This window comes from Bacillus sp. CIS52 (assembly GCF_053545315.1).
Window position 1 is genome coordinate 146519 of the sequence record NZ_JBIUFR010000003.1, and the last position, 17993, is coordinate 164511.

General features: G+C 45.5%; 21 protein-coding genes. 16 read left to right on the plus strand and 5 right to left on the minus strand.

Annotated elements, in window-relative coordinates; all coding sequences use genetic code 11:
- The first annotated feature begins 104 nt into the window (after window positions 1–104).
- The 11 genes from panB (at window position 105) to ACH32G_RS13590 (ending at window position 10498) form a co-directional block, all read left to right on the plus strand.
- Window positions 105–938, plus strand: coding sequence for a 3-methyl-2-oxobutanoate hydroxymethyltransferase (panB, locus tag ACH32G_RS13540; protein WP_016939076.1), 834 nt, complete (start codon window positions 105–107; stop codon window positions 936–938).
- 3 nt (window positions 939–941) lie between these two features.
- A complete protein-coding gene (gene panC, locus ACH32G_RS13545) occupies window positions 942–1802 on the plus strand; it encodes a pantoate--beta-alanine ligase (RefSeq protein WP_095241712.1) in 861 nt (286 codons plus the stop codon).
- Window position 1803: 1 nt separating this feature from the next.
- A complete protein-coding gene (panD, locus tag ACH32G_RS13550) occupies window positions 1804–2187 on the plus strand; it encodes an aspartate 1-decarboxylase (protein WP_045927211.1) in 384 nt (127 codons plus the stop codon).
- A gap of 121 nt (window positions 2188–2308) precedes the next feature.
- Complete coding sequence (dinG, locus tag ACH32G_RS13555) at window positions 2309–5095, plus strand: ATP-dependent DNA helicase DinG (protein WP_448814442.1); 2787 nt, start codon at window positions 2309–2311, stop codon at window positions 5093–5095.
- Between the two features lie 147 nt (window positions 5096–5242).
- Window positions 5243–5413, plus strand: a complete 171-nt coding sequence (locus ACH32G_RS13560) for a YpmA family protein (RefSeq protein ID WP_003153512.1) — start codon at window positions 5243–5245, stop codon at window positions 5411–5413.
- Window positions 5414–5422: 9 nt separating this feature from the next.
- Window positions 5423–5908, plus strand: coding sequence for a cell wall elongation/penicillin-binding protein regulator TseB (gene tseB / locus ACH32G_RS13565; protein ID WP_047475737.1), 486 nt, complete (start codon window positions 5423–5425; stop codon window positions 5906–5908).
- A 22-nt stretch (window positions 5909–5930) separates the two neighbouring features.
- A complete protein-coding gene (locus tag ACH32G_RS13570) occupies window positions 5931–7112 on the plus strand; it encodes a pyridoxal phosphate-dependent aminotransferase (protein ID WP_047475738.1) in 1182 nt (393 codons plus the stop codon).
- A gap of 134 nt (window positions 7113–7246) precedes the next feature.
- The gene (asnS, locus tag ACH32G_RS13575; protein WP_016939070.1) at window positions 7247–8539 is read left to right on the plus strand and encodes an asparagine--tRNA ligase; all 1293 of its coding nucleotides are present in this window, start codon (window positions 7247–7249) and stop codon (window positions 8537–8539) included.
- A 94-nt stretch (window positions 8540–8633) separates the two neighbouring features.
- A complete protein-coding gene (gene dnaD / locus ACH32G_RS13580) occupies window positions 8634–9332 on the plus strand; it encodes a DNA replication protein DnaD (protein WP_016939069.1) in 699 nt (232 codons plus the stop codon).
- Window positions 9333–9350: 18 nt separating this feature from the next.
- A complete protein-coding gene (nth, locus tag ACH32G_RS13585; protein WP_016939068.1) occupies window positions 9351–10010 on the plus strand; it encodes an endonuclease III in 660 nt (219 codons plus the stop codon).
- Complete coding sequence (locus ACH32G_RS13590; RefSeq protein WP_342007880.1) at window positions 10007–10498, plus strand: YpoC family protein; 492 nt, start codon at window positions 10007–10009, stop codon at window positions 10496–10498. Before nth ends, ACH32G_RS13590 begins: the two co-directional genes overlap by 4 nt.
- A 77-nt stretch (window positions 10499–10575) precedes the next feature.
- Here ACH32G_RS13590 and ACH32G_RS13595 read toward each other — a convergent pair whose 3' ends face one another.
- Both ACH32G_RS13595 and recU read right to left on the minus strand, forming a co-directional pair.
- Window positions 10576–13356 (minus strand): PBP1A family penicillin-binding protein, encoded by a 2781-nt coding sequence (locus tag ACH32G_RS13595; RefSeq protein ID WP_448814443.1) that lies wholly within the window; start codon window positions 13354–13356, stop codon window positions 10576–10578.
- A gap of 38 nt (window positions 13357–13394) precedes the next feature.
- Window positions 13395–14003 (minus strand): Holliday junction resolvase RecU, encoded by a 609-nt coding sequence (gene recU / locus ACH32G_RS13600; RefSeq protein ID WP_029575375.1) that lies wholly within the window; start codon window positions 14001–14003, stop codon window positions 13395–13397.
- A gap of 41 nt (window positions 14004–14044) precedes the next feature.
- On the opposite strand from recU, the gene ACH32G_RS13605 reads away from it, so the two are divergent.
- Window positions 14045–15007: a DUF2515 domain-containing protein gene (locus tag ACH32G_RS13605; protein ID WP_448814444.1), complete on the plus strand. Its 963-nt coding sequence runs from the start codon at window positions 14045–14047 to the stop codon at window positions 15005–15007.
- Between the two features lie 38 nt (window positions 15008–15045).
- On the opposite strand, the gene sspM is transcribed toward ACH32G_RS13605, so the two are convergent.
- Window positions 15046–15150, minus strand: a complete 105-nt coding sequence (gene sspM, locus ACH32G_RS13610) for an acid-soluble spore protein SspM (protein ID WP_016939063.1) — start codon at window positions 15148–15150, stop codon at window positions 15046–15048.
- Between the two features lie 204 nt (window positions 15151–15354).
- Between sspM and ACH32G_RS13615 the strand changes: the two genes are divergently transcribed.
- Together ACH32G_RS13615 and ACH32G_RS13620 are read left to right on the plus strand one after the other, a co-directional pair.
- Complete coding sequence (locus ACH32G_RS13615) at window positions 15355–15600, plus strand: DUF5446 family protein (RefSeq protein ID WP_016939062.1); 246 nt, start codon at window positions 15355–15357, stop codon at window positions 15598–15600.
- 45 nt (window positions 15601–15645) lie between these two features.
- Window positions 15646–16014, plus strand: coding sequence for a YppE family protein (locus ACH32G_RS13620; protein ID WP_045927218.1), 369 nt, complete (start codon window positions 15646–15648; stop codon window positions 16012–16014).
- Window positions 16015–16051: 37 nt separating this feature from the next.
- Here the strand turns inward: ACH32G_RS13620 and ACH32G_RS13625 are convergent, their stop codons facing one another.
- Window positions 16052–16234, minus strand: a complete 183-nt coding sequence (locus ACH32G_RS13625; RefSeq protein ID WP_003153532.1) for a YppF family protein — start codon at window positions 16232–16234, stop codon at window positions 16052–16054.
- A gap of 187 nt (window positions 16235–16421) precedes the next feature.
- On the opposite strand from ACH32G_RS13625, the gene ACH32G_RS13630 reads away from it, so the two are divergent.
- Window positions 16422–16883, plus strand: coding sequence for a YppG family protein (locus ACH32G_RS13630; protein WP_448814445.1), 462 nt, complete (start codon window positions 16422–16424; stop codon window positions 16881–16883).
- A gap of 28 nt (window positions 16884–16911) precedes the next feature.
- Here the strand turns inward: ACH32G_RS13630 and ACH32G_RS13635 are convergent, their stop codons facing one another.
- Window positions 16912–17325, minus strand: a complete 414-nt coding sequence (locus ACH32G_RS13635; protein WP_045927220.1) for an Hsp20/alpha crystallin family protein — start codon at window positions 17323–17325, stop codon at window positions 16912–16914.
- A gap of 137 nt (window positions 17326–17462) precedes the next feature.
- Between ACH32G_RS13635 and ACH32G_RS13640 the strand changes: the two genes are divergently transcribed.
- Entirely contained in the window at window positions 17463–17969 is a 507-nt protein-coding gene (locus ACH32G_RS13640; RefSeq protein WP_016939058.1) for a PTS sugar transporter subunit IIA, read from the plus strand.
- Window positions 17970–17993 lie beyond the last annotated feature (24 nt).

Consider the following 17993-nt stretch of genomic DNA (forward strand, 5'->3'; position numbering starts at 1 on the left):
CTGAACGTTAAACAAGTGGGAATCCTTCTTATTTTATAGAAGGCTTTTTTGCTTGCGAAGAATTGGCGGATCATCTCCTCACCGTTTAGAGGAGGAGAATCAGAATGAAAACAAAACTGGATTTCATGAAAATGAAGGAAAACGGAGAGCCGATCGTGATGCTGACCGCTTACGATTATCCGCAGGCAAAACTGGCGGAACAGGCTGGAGTCGACATGATTTTAGTCGGGGATTCGCTCGGAATGGTCGTGCTCGGGCTCGATTCAACCGTCGGCGTAACGGTCAGTGACATGATTCACCATACAAAAGCGGTAAAACGCGGTGCGAAAAATACGTTTATCGTAACCGACATGCCGTTTATGTCTTACCACCTTTCAAAAGAAGATACATTGAAAAATGCCGCGGCCATTATTCAGGAAAGCGGAGCGGACGCGTTAAAGCTTGAAGGCGGAGACGGCGTTTTCGAATCCATCCGCGCGCTGACACTCGGCGGAATCCCTGTCGTCAGCCATTTAGGCCTTACACCGCAGTCTGTCGGAGTGTTAGGCGGATATAAAGTGCAGGGAAAAGATGAGCAAAGCGCGAAAAAGCTCATCGAAGACAGCGTGAAATGCGAACAGGCGGGAGCGATGATGCTCGTGCTTGAATGTGTGCCTGCTGAACTGACCGCAAAAATAATAGAAGAAGTATCCATTCCCGTCATCGGAATCGGAGCCGGCTCAAAAGCTGACGGCCAAGTTCTTGTTTATCATGACGTCGTCGGCCACGGCGTGGACAGAACACCGAAGTTCGTGAAGCAATATGCCAAAATCGACGGCGCGATTGAATCTGCGCTCAGCGGTTATGTGCGTGATGTGAAAGAACGGGTTTTCCCGGAAGAAAAGCATTCTTTTCAGATCAACCAAACTGTGCTGCAAGGCTTGTACGGAGGAAAGTAAGCGATGAAACAACTGACAGAAACTCAACAGCTGAAAGAACTGATTGCGCAATACCGCTCAGAAGGCCGTACGATCGGATTCGTCCCAACAATGGGTTTTCTTCATGAAGGACATCTGACGCTGGTTGAAAAAGCAACCAAAGAAAACGATATTGTCGTGATGAGCATCTTTGTCAATCCGACTCAATTCGGACCGGGCGAGGATTACGAAGCATATCCGCGTGATTTAAACCGCGATGCCCGGCTTGCAGAACAGGCGGGGGCAGATGTATTGTTTACGCCGTCTGCAAGTGACATGTATAAAGGCGAGCAAAATGTTGCCGTGCATGTAAAAAGAAGAACTGACGTGTTATGCGGCGCCTCCCGCATCGGTCATTTTGACGGAGTGGCTACTGTGCTGACGAAGTTTTTCAATCTCGTTAAACCGACCCGCGCCTATTTCGGGCTGAAAGATGCCCAGCAGGCAGCAGTTGTGGACGGATTGATTGAGGATTTCTTTATGGATATCGAATTGGTTGCGGTGGATACGGTCAGAGAAGAAGACGGACTTGCCAAAAGCTCTCGCAACGTCTATCTGACTGAGCAGGAACGCAAAGAAGCGCCGATGATCTATAAAGCATTGCAGCAAGGTGCCGAACTGGTCAGAGACGGTGAAAGAAATCCGGAAACCGTCATAAAAACCGTCACCGATATCATCGAAAACACAAGCGGCGTCATTGATTATGCCGAATTGTACGCTTATCCGGAGCTGACTCCGCTTAAAACGTTAAACGGCAAGATTATTCTGGCCTGTGCCGTTCAATTTTCTAAAGCAAGACTGATTGATAATATCATTATTGATATTGATGAATGGGAGAGATCATAATATGTACCGCACTATGATGGCCGGAAAACTGCACCGCGCTACCGTGACGGAAGCCAATTTGAACTATGTCGGCAGCATTACGATTGATGAAGATCTTTTGGATGCCGTCGGAATGCTCGTTAATGAAAAAGTTCAAATCGTCAATAATAACAACGGAGCGAGACTTGAAACGTATATTATTCCCGGTAAGCGGGGGAGCGGCGTGATCTGTTTAAACGGAGCTGCTGCCCGCCTCGTCCAACCAGGAGATAAAGTCATTATTATTTCTTATCAAATGATGTCTGATCAGGAAGCAAAAAGCCATCAGCCGAAGGTGGCGGTTTTGGACGATCAGAATAAAATCGAGCAGATGCTGGGCCAGGAGCCGGCGCACACGATTTTGTAAAAGAGCCCCCTTCATGGGGGTTTTCTTTTAAGATTCAGGGGCAAAAGCTGTTTTTCCGCTCCATTTCTCAGCAAAACGTGTTACACTTTTCTCGTATGCAAGAATTGAGGTGTCCATTTTAATGAACAAGCAACGGTTCGTTGTCATAGATGTCGAAACAACAGGAAATTCGCCGAAAAAGGGCGATAAAATCATTCAAATCGCAGCGGTTGTCATTGAAAATGGACAAATAACTGAGCGGTTTTCAAAATATATCAATCCGAATCAGGCCATTCCGCCGTTTATTGAACAGCTGACCGGCATTTCATCCGGTATGGTTGAAAATGAACTGCCGTTTGAAGCGGTCGCAGAAGAGATTTTTCATCTGCTTGACGGCGCGTATTTTGTTGCCCACAATATTCATTTCGACCTCGGATTTGTCCGGCATGAACTGAGCGAAGCGGGCTATGAGCTGCCGGATTGTGAAGTGCTTGATACGGTTGAGCTTTCGCGTATTGTTTTTCCGGGGCTTGAAGGGTATAAGCTCGGTGAATTGTGCACGGAGCTGAATATTGTGCATGACCGGCCTCACCGCGCAGACAGTGATGCGGAGGTTACGGGGCTGATCTTTTTAGACATTTTACATAAACTGAAACATTTGCCTTTGCCGACGTTAAAGCAGCTTAGAAGGCTTTCACAGCATTTTATCAGCGATTTGACGCTGCTTTTGGATTCTTTTATACATGAAAGCAGACCGGCGGCAGAAGAAAGCTGCATTCCATACGGGTCTTTTTCAATTAAAGAGCCCGATCCAATTCCGGCTTCCCCTCCGGTGAGTGCTGCCATTGATCTTGAAAAATGGAACGATGAAAAAGAACAGCTCTTATCTGACATCATCCCCCGCTATGAAAAGCGGAAAGGGCAGCTTGCGATGATGGATGAAGTGCTTGGCGCCTTTTGCAACCGGGAGCATGCGCTGATAGAAGCGGCGCCCGGCATCGGGAAAACAATCGGTTATCTCGTTCCGGCTGTCTTATTTGCTAAAGCGGAACAGACTCCCGTCATAATCAGCACGTACTCTACTCTTTTGCAGCAGCAGATCATGGCTAAAGATATTCCGCTTTTGGAGCGTATGTTTCCATGGCCGGTTAAGGCCGCTGTTTTAAAAGGGAAATCGCATTATCTGTGCTTGCGCAAGTTTGAACATATTCTGCATGAGGAAGATGACAACTATGATGCGGTTCTGACGAAAGCACAGCTTCTCGTCTGGCTGACAGAGACTGAAACGGGCGACGCCGCCGAGCTGAATCTGCCTTCGGGCGGCAGATTGCTGTGGGAGCGCATGTCTTACGATGAGGATTCTTTTTTGAAAAAAGGGAAGAACTCCGCCGCCGAATTTTATGAACGGGCTAAAGAAAAAGCGCAGGCCGCAGATCTGATTATCACCAACCATGCTTTGCTGTTTGCAGATCAAAGCAGTGAAACAAAAAAACTGCCCGCAAGCGGAACGGTCATCATTGACGAAGCGCATCATTTCGAACGAGCCGCCAGCGAGCATCTAGGGCGGAGAGCTTCGTACATCGGGCTGCACACAAAGCTCAGCCGCATCGGAATATTAAAAGAACACGGGCTGTTAAAGCGGATGAGAAAACTGTTTTATACGTATGAATTGCCGGCCGAAAGTTTTTTTGACGCCGATGAGTGGATGAAGCATATTCAATCTGAAAGTGACGCATTTTTCAGTTCGGTGCATTCTTTTGTCAAACGAAGAAAACCTAAAGACGATCTGAACCGTCTCGTCTATAGTCTGAATCATAAAAGCCAGGATAAAGGCCTTTACATGATAACGGACGGAGCGGAGCGGCTTTGCGCGATGCTGGATCAGCTGCTCGACGTGTTTTCAGTACAGGAGAAACTGTTGCATCAGAAGCTTGATGAGATGAAGAGCGGAGCGGCTTTTTTAGCGGCCGAGTATGTAAAATGCATCAGAGGGCTGAAAGAATATCGCGATACGTTCAGCAGACTGCTGTTTGAAAATGATGAGAAAGAAGCCGTTTGGATTGAAATTGATGCCAAGGGCGCAAAAAACGCCGTCAGCATCTATGCACAGCCGCTGGAGCCCGGTGAAATGCTGGCAGACCAGTTTTTCGCCCGTAAAAAAAGCGTAGTGCTCACATCAGCGACCTTAATGGTGGAGCAGTCTTTTCAATTTATGATTGAAAGGCTCGGACTGTCGGATTTTTATCCGCGCACCAAAAGCATCCCGTCTCCTTTTTCTTATGATGATCAGATGAACGTCATCATTCCGAAAGAGATGAAATCCCTCAAATATGACGGAGAGCGGGAAGTTATTGAGCATATTGCCAAGTATGCTGAAATCATGTCAAAGGGAAAACAGCCGAAGATTCTTATCCTGTTTACGTCTCATGATATGCTGAAAAAAGTGTATCAGGAATTGAAACTCAGTATGGAGATCTCAGGCATTCAGCTTCTCGGCCAGGGCATCTCGGGCGGAAGTCCCGGTAAATTAATGAAAACCTTTAAAACGGCAAGCCGGGCGATTTTGCTCGGGACGAATCATTTCTGGGAAGGCGTTGATTTTCCGGGGGATGAACTGTCAACCGTCATGATTGCAAGGCTTCCTTTCCGGGCGCCTGATAATCCGCTTCATGCCGCAAAATGTGAATTCGCCAAGAAGCAGGGGAAAAACCCGTTTCAGACGATTTCTCTGCCTGAGGCCGTGTTAACGTTCAGACAGGGAATCGGGCGCCTGCTCCGTACGGCGGGAGACAAAGGAACGATCGTTCTTTTAGATCAGCGTGTAAAGACGGCGGGATACGGACGGCTGTTTCTTGATGCGCTCCCGACTTCATCCCTTTTGGAACTGACGGATGCCGAACTCGGGGATTACGTCAGCCAAACGGAATAAAAGCCGCATAAACGCGGCTTTCGTGGTGTGGGATGAGGAATTGTTTATATGGTAAAAGCGGGTTCATGCCGCCTTGTGATTTTATTATGCCGCGCGTGCATCCCGTTATGACTAACAAAATTTGTTCGACCGATGGAGGGTATAAAAATGGAAAGCAAAATTGAGATTCTTTCTACAATTAATGTGGAGCATTCAGATGATTTATATAAAATCGTCGATACATTAAACCGGACTTTGAAAAGAGATAATCTGATGTTCGGACTGGCGCTTGACGAAGAAAATCAAAATGAAGCGGTCTTCACCATTTATCGCACATAGGTGAAAAAGATGAGAAAAAAAGCGTTAATATTTACAGCCGTATTTGGTATTATTTTTTTAGCGGTTCTTTTATTTTCGGCCAGCATTTTTAAATCTGCAATGGCTCAAAAAGAAGAAGGCCACGACACAGCAGCCGCAGCCGCTAAAGAAAAAACGGATCTGACAGATGCTGAGAAAGTGGAAACCTTTGTCGGTAAACAGAAGTATTACGTTGTTTCCGGAACGGATAAACATGGAAAAGACATGTATGTATGGGTCCCGGCCGGCAAAAAAGCAAAAATTCTCTCGAAAAAAGCCAGTGACGGCATTTCAAGCGGCAAGGCTGCCAAAATCGTTCAAGACGCAGGGCTTGTTTCAAAGCTGAATGACGTTCACCTGGCGAGAGAAAACGATGTCCTGCTGTGGGAAGTGACCTACATCAACAAAAACGGGCAGTATAGTTTTAGCTATGTGGACTTTACAAGCGGCAAGATTCTCAAAAACATCACACCGTGAGACGTATTAGGGGGAGTTCAAGTTGAAATTGGCAAAAAGAGTATCCGCATTAACACCGTCTGCAACACTTGCAATTACCGCAAAAGCGAAAGAGCTGAAAGCAGAAGGCCATGATGTCATCGGCCTCGGAGCAGGAGAACCTGATTTTAATACGCCTCAGCACATTATAGATGCCGCGGTGCGTTCCATGAATGAAGGCCACACAAAATATACGCCTTCAGGCGGTCTGCCGGCCTTGAAAGACAGCATCGCTGAAAAATTCAAAAACGACCAGGGGATTGAATATAAACCGTCAGAAATCATTGTCTGCACCGGAGCGAAGCACGCCCTATATACATTATTTCAGGTCATTCTCGATGAAGGAGACGAAGTGATTATACCGACTCCTTACTGGGTAAGCTATCCTGAGCAGGTGAAATTGGCAGGAGGACGTCCCGTCTATGTGGAAGGACTGGAATCCAATCAGTTTAAAATTTCACCGGAGCAGCTGAAGCAGGCACTCACTGAGAAAACAAAAGCAATCATTATCAACTCACCGAGCAATCCGACAGGTGTCATGTATACGAAAGAAGAGCTTAGTGAACTCGGAAAAGTGTGTCTGGAGCATGACATTCTGATTGTTTCTGACGAAATTTATGAGAAGCTTACATACGGAGGAAAAAAACACGTCTCAATCGCACAGCTTTCCGATGAATTGAAAGAGCAGACGGTCATCATCAACGGCGTGTCGAAATCCCACAGCATGACGGGCTGGAGAATCGGTTATGCGGCGGGATCTGAGACGATTATTAAAGCGATGACGAGCCTTGCGAGCCACAGCACGTCAAATCCGACGTCTATCGCTCAATACGGCGCCATTGCGGCATATAACGGACCTGCTGAACCGCTGGAAGAGATGAGACAGGCATTTGAGCACAGACTGAATACCATCTATGCTCAGCTCAGCGAAATTCCCGGATATACCTGTGTCAAGCCTGAAGGGGCATTTTACTTGTTCCCTAACGCCAAAGCGGCAGCAGAAAACTGCGGATTCAAAGATGTTGATGAATACGTGAAGGCGCTTCTGGAAGAAGAAAAAGTCGCCATCGTACCGGGCTCCGGCTTCGGCTCACCGGACAACGTCCGTTTATCTTACGCAACGTCACTTGATCTTTTAGAAGAAGCGGTCGAAAGAATCCGCCGCTTCACGGAAAAACATAGCTGATTCTGAAAAAGCGGCTTTTGAAGCCGCTTTTCATCTGCATTGACCCCGTAAGAGTAGAACGGGTATAATAAAGTGATGAAAAAAGAGATTCAGGCAGATTCCTGAATGTCTTTCTTGTTCTGGAGGGAAAGATTTTGAAAACAACAATCAACCAAGTGTATAAACACACAGGCGAGGAAGTAACGATTGGAGCTTGGGTCGCAAATAAACGCTCAAGCGGTAAAATCGCATTTTTACAGCTGAGAGACGGTACAGGCTTCATTCAGGGAGTTGTCGTCAAAGCTGAAGTTGAAGAAAACATCTTCCAAATCGCGAAATCAGTGACGCAGGAAACGTCACTTTACGTAAAAGGGATTGTAAAAGAAGACGAGCGTTCACCGCTTGGCTATGAGCTTGCAGTCACATCCATTGAAGTCATTCACGAAGCGACAGATTATCCGATTACACCTAAAGAGCACGGCACGGAATTTTTAATGGACCACAGACATTTGTGGCTCCGTTCGAAACGCCAGCACGCGATTATGAAAATCCGCAACGAAATCATCCGTGCGACTTATGAATTTTTCAACAAAGAAGGTTTCGTGAAAGTTGATCCGCCTATTTTGACAGGAAGCGCTCCTGAAGGCACGACTGAGCTGTTCGCGACAAAATATTTTGATGAAGACGCCTTCTTGTCTCAAAGCGGCCAGCTGTATATGGAAGCTGCTGCAATGGCGCTGGGAAAAGTATTCTCATTCGGACCGACATTCAGAGCGGAAAAATCAAAAACGAAACGCCATCTCATCGAATTCTGGATGATTGAGCCTGAAATGGCATTTGTTGAATTTGAAGAAAACCTTGAAGTTCAGGAGAATTATGTTTCTTACATCGTACAAAGCGTGCTGGAACATTGTAAGATCGAGCTGAACACACTGGGAAGAGACACGTCCAAATTAGAACAAATCAAAGCGCCTTTCCCGCGCATTACGTACGATAAAGCGATCGAGTTCCTGAAAGAAAAAGGATTCGACGATATTGAATGGGGAGATGACTTTGGTGCGCCGCATGAAACAGCGATTGCAGAAAGCTATGACAAACCGGTGTTTATCACTCATTATCCGACTTCATTAAAACCGTTTTATATGCAGCCTGCCAAAGATCGTGACGATGTCGTGCTATGTGCCGATTTAATCGCTCCGGAAGGCTACGGGGAAATCATCGGCGGATCTGAACGCGTTCACGATATGGATTTATTGGAAGAAAGATTAAAAGAACACGGTCTGGATTCAGATGCTTACAAATGGTATGCTGAACTCAGACAATACGGTTCTGTTCCGCACTCAGGCTTCGGCCTCGGACTTGAGCGGACAGTGGCTTGGATCAGCGGAGCGCCTCACGTGCGTGAAACAATTCCGTTCCCGAGACTTCTGAACCGTCTGTATCCGTAATAGTTTTAAAAAACGAAGTCTCCTGCAAGGGAGACTTTTTCTAAGTAAAGGGGAAAGCTCCCGGAGATAACCTTTTACAGTAAGAGGTGTAGAGATGAAAAAACAGCAATTTATAGATATGCAGGAACTCGGTATTTCAAGCATTCCCAACCTGCTGCTGACACATTACCGGCAGCTCGGTCTGAATGAAACCGAATTGATTCTGCTTTTAAAGATTAAAATGCATTTGGAAAAGGGTTCTTATTTTCCGACGCCGTTTGAACTGCAGTCAGGGATGTCCATTTCTGCGGAAGAATGTACAAGCTGCCTGAGAATGTTCATTCAAAAAGGTTTTCTGTTTATTGAAGAATGTGAAGACCATAACGGCATAAAGTTCGAAAAATATTCTCTGCAGCCTTTATGGGCGAAGCTGTATGATTACATGCAGCATTCACAAAATGAAACGCAGGAAAGAACGTCAGAAAGAGAACAAAAAAGCCTGTACACCATCTTTGAAGAAGAGTTTGGAAGACCGCTGTCTCCGCTTGAATGTGAGACGCTGGCCATATGGCAGGACCAGGATCAGCATGACGCGATTCTGATTAAACATGCGCTAAAAGAAGCTGTCTTATCAGGAAAGCTCAGTTTTCGCTATATTGACCGGATTTTATTTGAATGGAAAAAGAACGGCTTCAAAACGGTTGAGCAGGCGAAGGCGCACAGCCAAAAATTCCGGCGGGTTCAGACGAAACAAAATGAACCGCAAAAAGAGTATACGAGACAGGTGCCTTTTTACAATTGGCTGGAACAGTAACTTGAGAAGGGGAGAAACGTGTTAAATTTAAAGCAGATTGAATATTGTCTAGATAAAATCGGTGATATGTTTCCGCACGCAGAATGTGAACTTGTCCATTCAAATCCTTTCGAACTGGTTGTGGCAGTCGCTTTATCTGCGCAATGTACGGATGCTCTCGTCAACAGAGTGACAAAAACGCTATTTCAAAAATATAAACGGCCTGAAGATTATCTTGCCGTTCCGCTGGAAGAACTTCAGCAGGATATTAAATCAATCGGACTGTACCGAAATAAAGCCAAAAATATTCAAAAACTGAGCAAAATGATCATCGAAGAGTACGGCGGTGAAGTGCCGAAAGACCGGGATGAGCTAGTGAAGCTGCCGGGTGTCGGACGGAAAACGGCAAATGTGGTCGTATCCGTTGCTTTCGGCGTACCTGCAATCGCTGTGGACACTCATGTGGAACGGGTCTCGAAAAGGCTAGGCATCTGCCGCTGGAAGGACTCTGTATTGGAAGTAGAGAAAACATTAATGAAAAAAGTACCCAAAGAGGATTGGTCTGTCACACATCACAGATTAATATTTTTCGGGCGGTATCATTGTAAAGCGCAATCTCCCCGCTGTGCGGAATGTCCTTTGCTTTCGTTATGCAGGGAAGGGCAAAAGCGTGACAAAAAAGGGCTGGTGAAACGGTGACGGCGATTAATATTCTGGCAGGCTATGAAACATACTTGCGCAGTCTTACGGATCTGGATAGCTTAGAGGTCAAAGCGGCTTTGCGCCGGCATCCGCTGTATATGGATTTCAGCAGTCAGCCAAAAGTGAAGCCGTGGACGGAAAGGAGCGAATATGTTCCGTTTCTTTTTCAGATTTGGAACGAAACGAAAGAAGCGCTTCTTCCCGTTTTTCAAACAAGAAAATCCAGGTGTGATCAAAATGATATGCTGAAGGGGATTGCCTGTCTGATTGCCGCGTTTCATTGGACGGCAGGGGAGCGGGTCACCTCACTTGATTGGTCTGTGCTTGAAACAAAGCATTTTCCCGCGGAGCCGATTAATTGGGCAGAGAGAGTGGCGTTTATTTTAACAAAACCGACTCAATTTCACTCGTTTATTCAACTGGACGAATTGATGACGGAGATGACAAAACAATATCATAAATATGAAGCTATGAACAAATTATAAAAACCTCCTTATAAGAAAAGGAGGTTTTTTTGTATGAAAAAAATCCTTCACCTGTTTGAGGTGAAGGATTCCGTCCGCTAATGAGCGGGATTTGACTGGATGGTTGACGAATTGGACTGCCCGTTGACATTTGAAGATGAGTCTTGGTTTTTGTCCTTCTGACCGCTGTCAGGTTTTTTCGAACCGTCTGAACCGGTATCGGAACCATTATCAGAGCCGTTATCTTGCTGTCCATTGTTATCCGTCCCGTTACCAGGCTGATTCGGATTGTTATTATCCGTTTGATCCTGATCGGATTGGTCCGGATTTTTATTCGGGTCATCGGTTGGTGATTGATCCGATCCGTCTGACGTATCTGTTTGATTATCGTCTGTTTTCGAATCATCGGTTTGGGTCTTGTCTTTATCCTTATCATCAGGTTTCTGTTCATCGTCAGTCGCTTTATCTTTATCTGCATTGTCTTCTTCATCTTTCGGAACTTTGAAAGATGCTGATGCCGTATCGCTTTTTCCGTCATCATTTTCCGCTGTCACCTGGAAGCTGTATGTGGACCCAGGGGTGACATTTGAAACGACGGCTTCTTTTGCCGAACTGTTTTGAATGTCACTGTAGCTTCCTCCGTCAACGGATTGTTTGACATTGAATGTTGCATCGCCGTCATAATCCCAGCTTAAAGTTAATGATTTTTTATCTTTGTCGTATTTCACTTGCAAGCCAGTCGGTTTATCGGCTTTTTCTTTTGCGTACGTTTTAGAAACGGCAGTAGGCTCCGTTCCTTTCACGAAGTACTCCGTCACTTTTTTATCATCCGGCGTATTCGGTCCGGCTAAAGCGGCGGGGTTCGAGCCTTTCTCAACTGTTTCTTTCACGACGCTGTCAGGCTGCTTGAAGCTTCCTTTACCGTCATCAACATATGAGATCAGCTTTTGGAAAATTCGTTTTGCAACTTGTTGGTCTGTCGATGACAGTGATTTTTTGCCTGCTTTGTTACCAGGCTCTACACCGGTCCAAACCGCCGCTGTGTATTGAGGAGTGTAGCCGACAAACCATGAGTCTGGGACTCCGCCTGGAGCAATGTTATATTTTTGAATATCACCTTTAGTAAAGTTTGTCGTACCCGTTTTACCGGCGACTTCCACGTTCGGTACTTGAGCTAGTCTCCCTGTTCCTGACTGTACTACTGTTTTAAGCATATCGGTGATCATGAATGCCGTGTAATCGCTCATAGCACTTTTCGGTTTTGGCGTTAAATCAAGCTTAGTGCCATCATTAAATTCAATCGATGTGACCGCATGCGGTTCATTGTACGTTCCGTTATTTCCGAACGCACTGTAGGCGCCTGCCATGGTCATAGTAGATACACCACGGTTATCCTCACCAAATCCTCCGATAGAATAAGATTCCGTTACACTGTCTTTGTTTAATCCTAGTCCTAAGACGTTTGCGAAGTCGACCGCATTATCTTTACCGGCTGCTTGATATGCCTTCAGAGCCGGAATATTACGCGAGTCTGCGAGGGCCTCTCGCATTGATATCATATTTCTGTATTTATTGTCATAGTCGTGAATCGGAGTGCCGTCAGAGTACGTATAAGCTGAGTCGTCAATCTGCTCATACGTCGACCATTTTTTATTTTCAATGACCGGCCCATAATCAAGAATCGGTTTTATCGTTGAACCGGGCTGGGTTTTACCTTGTGTTGCATAATTGAATCCCCCGGTAGTTCTATTCCGACCCGGTCCGATGGCGCGGATTTCTCCGTTTGTCGTATCAAGGAGCGTGACGCCGCCCTGCATGCCTTCGGTAAAGCCGGCCGTGTCGCCGTTCATCAATTGATCAAGATAATCTTGTGCTTTCGTATCAAGGGTCGTGTAAATTTTTAATCCGTCAGTTGAAATATTGACGTCTTTCTTTTCTTTTGTCTCAATTTCTTTCATGACTTCTTCGACAAAAGCGCTGTATTTATTTGTGTCCTTTTTATCGTATTCCTTTTGGCTGACGACGCCTTCATCTTTCATGGACACTTTCTTCGCCTTTTGGTATTCAGAATTTGAGATGAATCCTTGTTTTTCCATCAAGCTGAGAACGATGTTCCGGCGTTTTTCGGAAGCCTTCGGGTTTTTAACCGGATTATATCCTGTCGGGCTTTGCGGCATTCCGGCAAGCGTTGCCGCCTGTTCAACCGTAAGCTTGCTCAAATCTTTTACGCCGAAGAATTCTTCAGCCGCTTTACCGACGCCGTAGGCGCGCGGTGAGAAATAAATTCTGTTTAAATACATTTCTAAGATTTCATCTTTAGAATAATGGCGCTCCAGCTGCAGTGAAAGCCACACTTCCTGTGCTTTCCGTTTAATCGTTTTTTGATGGGTCAAAAGCGAGTTTTTCACAACCTGCTGGGTGATCGTGCTTCCTCCCTCTGAACCGAAACCATCCGTAAAGTTGGCGACCAAGGCGCCGCCGATCCGGATCGGGTCTATTCCGTGGTGCTTATAAAAACGGGCGTCCTCTGTTGCAATAAATGCTTCTTTCACAACATCGGGTATATCTTTAATCGGGACGTACGTTCGTTTTTCGCCGCCCACTTCCGCGATTTCTTTGCCGTTTTTATCGTAAATTGTTGAAGAATAAGGCGTTTTCAGCTTGGCTTCGTCCAAAGACGGCGCACCGGAAACTAAAACGGCAAATGCCGCGGCTCCGCCGACTATGCCAAGGACAAACAGAATAACCAAAGACAGCACAATCTTTTTGAATAAACCGCCTTTACGCTGTTTCTTTCCTTTTTTCGGTGAAGAAGACTTGGGGCTTTTCGTCTGCCTAGCCTTGCGGCGTTCTTCACGGCTCTTAAATTGATCTGACATAACATCTCAACCTTTCGTTAATCAACCTTTCGCTCAGTCTACTGTCCCTGCGAAAAATAAAGCTGTTCAATAATACTAATATAATCAATTCTCGGTGAGTATCCAAGGGAAATCGGAAAGGAAGCATCTTCTAATTCGTCTTTGCGAATCGACTTTCTGCCGTTGTTCTCCTTTCTCTCCCAAAAGACAAACAGCTTGTCGGCCTCGAGGAAATAAACCTTTTCGAAAGCGGATATAATAACAAAACAAATGCCGTCTTGCCTGACCACCTGCTTCATGTGCTCAATTTGATGGTCATGAAAATTCTGCAGGGGAAATGCCGTTTTGTTTTTTGTTTCTTTTGCTTCGAAATCAATGTAGCGCCCTTTATAAATCCCATTGTAATCGGTTGTCGAAGACTGCTTAAAATAAGCCTCCTTAATGACTGCGGCGCTTCTTTTCGGATAATGGACGTTTACAATCTGGACGGGAGTCGGCTTTTTGTGAATAACCGCAATTTGGTTAGCCAGATAATACTTATTCGTTTCATTCAGGTCGTCTTCGAGGGTCATGCCGCGATTACTGTATGAATGGGACCGTTTCTGGCTGTTTTGGGATGAAACCGTTTTGTTCGGCTGAAAAGTTTTTCCATTCGGATACCGAATCACTTTTTCCATCCTCCTTATCAAACTCATAGTGACGGAAGTGAATGAACGTGCATAAACGACAGACCGTAACAGCCATTCTTCATCAGATCGAAAAAGAGACGAAAATAAGAAATGCCGATAACATTTCCCGGACAAATGCCTATAAAGCATATTATGACCGCCATCCTGAAATCAAATGGCCGCTTTTGGCATCTTTTGTGTCCCGCAATGCGGGCTGGTCGATGACTGATTTAAGAGGCGTCCTTTATCAGGAGGGTCTTGACAGCAGGCAGAAAAACTGGTTTTTCCTTTCGTATGAGAGGGCGAATTGGCTGATTTTTTCTGATGCCTATCCTCAGCTTCTGATCTACCAGTGGTCAAAACAGATCGGCGAACCTCTTTTCTGTCATCTTCCGCATTTCCGCGTCTCGGCTTTCATGCAGGAAGAATGGCTCCGCTTTTGGCGTGACGGGGATACGGAACGGCTCATGTATGCTCTTATTATAAATGAACAAAACACTATCCAAGCACCTATTATACAAAATCCTTCGTTTAAAAAGAATGTTTTTGGTACGATTCCTTTTTATTTAAGTGATTGGTTTCACTTTAACACAGTGATATTCCCCTCATTTGACGGATGTTTATACGGAATTTCCGTCAAACGGTTTTCAAAAACAGAAGAAAGAATTACGCTCGGAAAACAGCTTGCCCGTCTTTTGTTCAGTCCTGATCTTCACGCTTCTTTTTACCGTTTTCTCGATACCGTTCCTCATACCGGCTCGCGCTTTGATATGGAGAAAATGATCGGCATCAAAAAAAGAACGTCACCGATGCTGAGGACAACTTATCCGATTGTTGCCCACTCATTAGACGGCAAAAAGGCGGATTGGTTTCAAAAAAGGTTAAGGAAAGGGGCTTTTTTACAGGAGAAAATGCCGAAACAGCTTGAACTGACGGACTGGTATTTACAGAAAAGGCGGGAGCTCCACGCGCTTTTCGCGGTTAAAGAGTGGCTTAAAAAATAAAAAGCCCGAAACCGTTCGCTGCGGTTTCGGGCGGTGTCTTACGTAGAAGGGCGGTTTGGGCCGCCTAATTTTTTATCAAGCGTATCAGTCGTTTTTGATTCGTTTTTTTGCTGTTTACCTGCATTTTTCGGTCTCGTTTTCATACGGCACCTCCTCAACTGTATCGTTTGCATTAACGTGCCGGTTCATACAAAGTTTGCGGCACTTTTTTGTCGAAAAGTCCGTCTTTTAGGTTAATATCTGTTTGTTTGCCGAACTGCTTCTAGTTTTGTCAGGTGCGGAGGAGAGCGGTATGAAAACGAGAATTATATCAGGAGAGACGCAAGTGACAAAAGGGAGGAATATGAATGTCTGTTTACACGAGTAAGGCTGATATTCTCCGTCTGCTTTCTGATATCGAAGTCCGGATTTCTGCCGCTGAAAAGACGCTTACACAGGCAGTTAAGTCCTGTCAGGCGGAAGCTGAAGAAATCAGGCAGGACCGGCTTGCCCGCATTGAAGAAGAGGCCCGCGAGCTTCATGTTTGTATTGATGATCTGTTTTTGACTGACCGTCGTAAAAAGGATTTGCCGAGAGCCTGCCGGATCAGCTGATTTTATGTGAAAACTTTGGTACGATATGTACTGAGGTGAGTCCGTTTGCAGACACAGTCGTTATTGAAACTGACAGTACAAATGATAGAGGCGGCTCTTGAAGCCGACAGAAGATATCAGGAAGGAAAAGAAACCGGCCGTTCATATGATTTTTTTGATGTGATTAAACCCGATGTTGAAAAAAAAGACCGGCTTTGCGCGATTTGGACTGAAGCAGCGCTTGCGTTTATTCAGGAAAACCGTCCGAAATACGTTCATCACGCCCAAATTCAGGCCGTTTCAGAAAATTTCGGAGAGCTGATCCTCCAATCATATGTTCATCATATTCATAAAAAAAGATACAAGGATCTAACTGAATCTGTTTTATATACGCTTCGTATATTGAGAGATGAAATTGAAAAAGAAGGCAGCTGAAACAGCTGCCTTCTTTTATATAAAGGGGTCGGGTATGTTATTCATACGCCGGGTTTTCTGCTCCACTTGCTTCGAGAACCTTCATACTGTTACGAAATTCGGTTGCGGTGAGATGGCCTTGAATATAGAGGAACTTGGCAAAGTCCATCAGTTTATCTGCACAATCTGTTTCATATTTTTTCACTTCTGCAAAACGTTTTCTTAAGTATGATACGTTCATAATGGTGCATCCCCTCTCATGTATGTTGAGATTATGTTAACATAACGATTCGACTTTTTTCTGTTTTTAAAAAATTAAGACTTTCGACAGCATTTGACAAAGATGAGGCTTTCCGAAAGCACATAACCAAGGCGGGATTCATACATATATAGAAGAAACTAAGCGAGAGGCACAGGGGGAATGTCATATGCAATGGAGAGCGCAGCCGTATCAAAATATGTACCAGCAGCCGGCGGGATATTTCTATCCGCAGCAGATACAGCCGCTGCAGCAGCCGAATCAGCAGCAGATGCAGCCATTACAGCCGCAGCCGTATCCGCAGCAAATACAGCAGCCGCCGTATCATCAGCAAGGGCAGTTTCCGCCTCAATTTTATCCGAATCAGGAATACGGTCATATGCAGCAGCCGTACACTCCCGCCCCGCCTCAGGCAGGCATGCCCGGGGGGCCGCCGGGATTTGTGAATCCTTACCCCGTTCCCAGACCGAATCAGCAACAGCCTTCCCAATTCTCAGGGATACTCTCCCAGTTTAAAAAGACAAATGGACAGTTTGACTTTAATAAAATGATAGATACGACGGGGCAGATGGTAAGCGCCGTAAACCAGGTCGGATCGCTGGTGAAAGGATTTACCAGTATCTTTAAATAAAAAGCATGAATGATAGTATCATTCATGCTTATTTTTTAGGTAAAAAGATGGTAAGCGTGTGCTCATTCCAGGATGTTTCCATATCTTCTTCACGCACCTCATAAGGGAGGACGACGGTTCTTGTCATGCTTGAAGACACATGGGATGAATGGGCTTGCTTGTGATCGTGCCGGATTGTTACGTGGAGGTAGCACCCTTTCGTTTCCACCAGCATATCCCCGTCACGGAACGTCGGAGGGACGCTGATGTCAACCGCAAGGCCCGAGGGCTCTTCTCTGACGTCAATCGTTACTTGTGCTTCAGTAAAAGCAGAATTGACAAGATGCTGAAAACCCTGCATCAATTCTGAGAAGGGGCCTGAGTGAAAAAATTGATCCATCGCATGGCTGAGGATGTCTTCATTTCTTTCCAAATAACGTTTATCGTCTTCATTTTGTTCCATAGGATCACCGCCTTTTTACAACAGACTATGCGCTGTTATCCCGTATGGTTAAGAATTGAAGGAAAAAAGAAAGTATGGTTAAATAGTGGAGAATAAACTGGTAACGGACTCACATTTAGGAAGGGGAGCACAACACATTGCTGAAAAAATTATTCGGATTGGGAGACAGCCGGAAAAAGCCGGCCGAGGAAGTGATTTTTTCTCCGGCTGACGGAGCGGTGATGGATTTGGCTTCAGTGCCGGATCCCGTATTTTCACAAAAAATGATGGGGGACGGGATCGCCATCGAACCTGCAAACGGAGATATTGTTTCACCGGCTGAGGGAGAAGTGATTCAGCTGTTTCATACAAAACACGCAGTCGGCATCCGCACCCTTTCCGGAGCGGAACTTTTGATACATGTCGGTTTGGATACCGTCAACATGAACGGAGAAGGCTTTGAAGCACACGTAAAAGAAGGGGACAAAATCAAGACAGGCGACCTGCTTTTAACCTGCGATCTGGATTTAATAAAAGAAAAAGCAAGCAGCACCGTCATCCCTATGGTCATTATGAACGGCGATGCCGCGGAGCCTTTGCAATTTGCAGGCGCAAATGAAGCGAAAAAAGGACAAACAGAGCTTTTTACAATAAAAATGAAGTAGGCAGGGGCTGATTCCCTGCTTTTT

Excerpts from the sequence above, each read along its gene's own strand:
- panB (WP_016939076.1), top strand. The coding sequence starts at position 105 with ATGAAAACAAAACTGGATTTCATGAAAATGAAGGAAAACGGAGAGCCG.
- panC (WP_095241712.1), top strand. The coding sequence starts at position 942 with ATGAAACAACTGACAGAAACTCAACAGCTGAAAGAACTGATTGCGCAA.
- panD (WP_045927211.1), top strand. The coding sequence starts at position 1,804 with ATGTACCGCACTATGATGGCCGGAAAACTGCACCGCGCTACCGTGACG.
- dinG (WP_448814442.1), top strand. The coding sequence starts at position 2,309 with ATGAACAAGCAACGGTTCGTTGTCATAGATGTCGAAACAACAGGAAAT.
- ACH32G_RS13560 (WP_003153512.1), top strand. The coding sequence starts at position 5,243 with ATGGAAAGCAAAATTGAGATTCTTTCTACAATTAATGTGGAGCATTCA.
- tseB (WP_047475737.1), top strand. The coding sequence starts at position 5,423 with ATGAGAAAAAAAGCGTTAATATTTACAGCCGTATTTGGTATTATTTTT.
- dnaD (WP_016939069.1), top strand. The coding sequence starts at position 8,634 with ATGAAAAAACAGCAATTTATAGATATGCAGGAACTCGGTATTTCAAGC.
- ACH32G_RS13595 (WP_448814443.1), bottom strand. The coding sequence starts at position 13,356 with ATGTCAGATCAATTTAAGAGCCGTGAAGAACGCCGCAAGGCTAGGCAG.
- ACH32G_RS13605 (WP_448814444.1), top strand. The coding sequence starts at position 14,045 with ATGAACGTGCATAAACGACAGACCGTAACAGCCATTCTTCATCAGATC.
- sspM (WP_016939063.1), bottom strand. The coding sequence starts at position 15,150 with ATGAAAACGAGACCGAAAAATGCAGGTAAACAGCAAAAAAACGAATCA.
- ACH32G_RS13615 (WP_016939062.1), top strand. The coding sequence starts at position 15,355 with ATGTCTGTTTACACGAGTAAGGCTGATATTCTCCGTCTGCTTTCTGAT.
- ACH32G_RS13625 (WP_003153532.1), bottom strand. The coding sequence starts at position 16,234 with ATGAACGTATCATACTTAAGAAAACGTTTTGCAGAAGTGAAAAAATAT.
- ACH32G_RS13630 (WP_448814445.1), top strand. The coding sequence starts at position 16,422 with ATGCAATGGAGAGCGCAGCCGTATCAAAATATGTACCAGCAGCCGGCG.
- ACH32G_RS13635 (WP_045927220.1), bottom strand. The coding sequence starts at position 17,325 with ATGGAACAAAATGAAGACGATAAACGTTATTTGGAAAGAAATGAAGAC.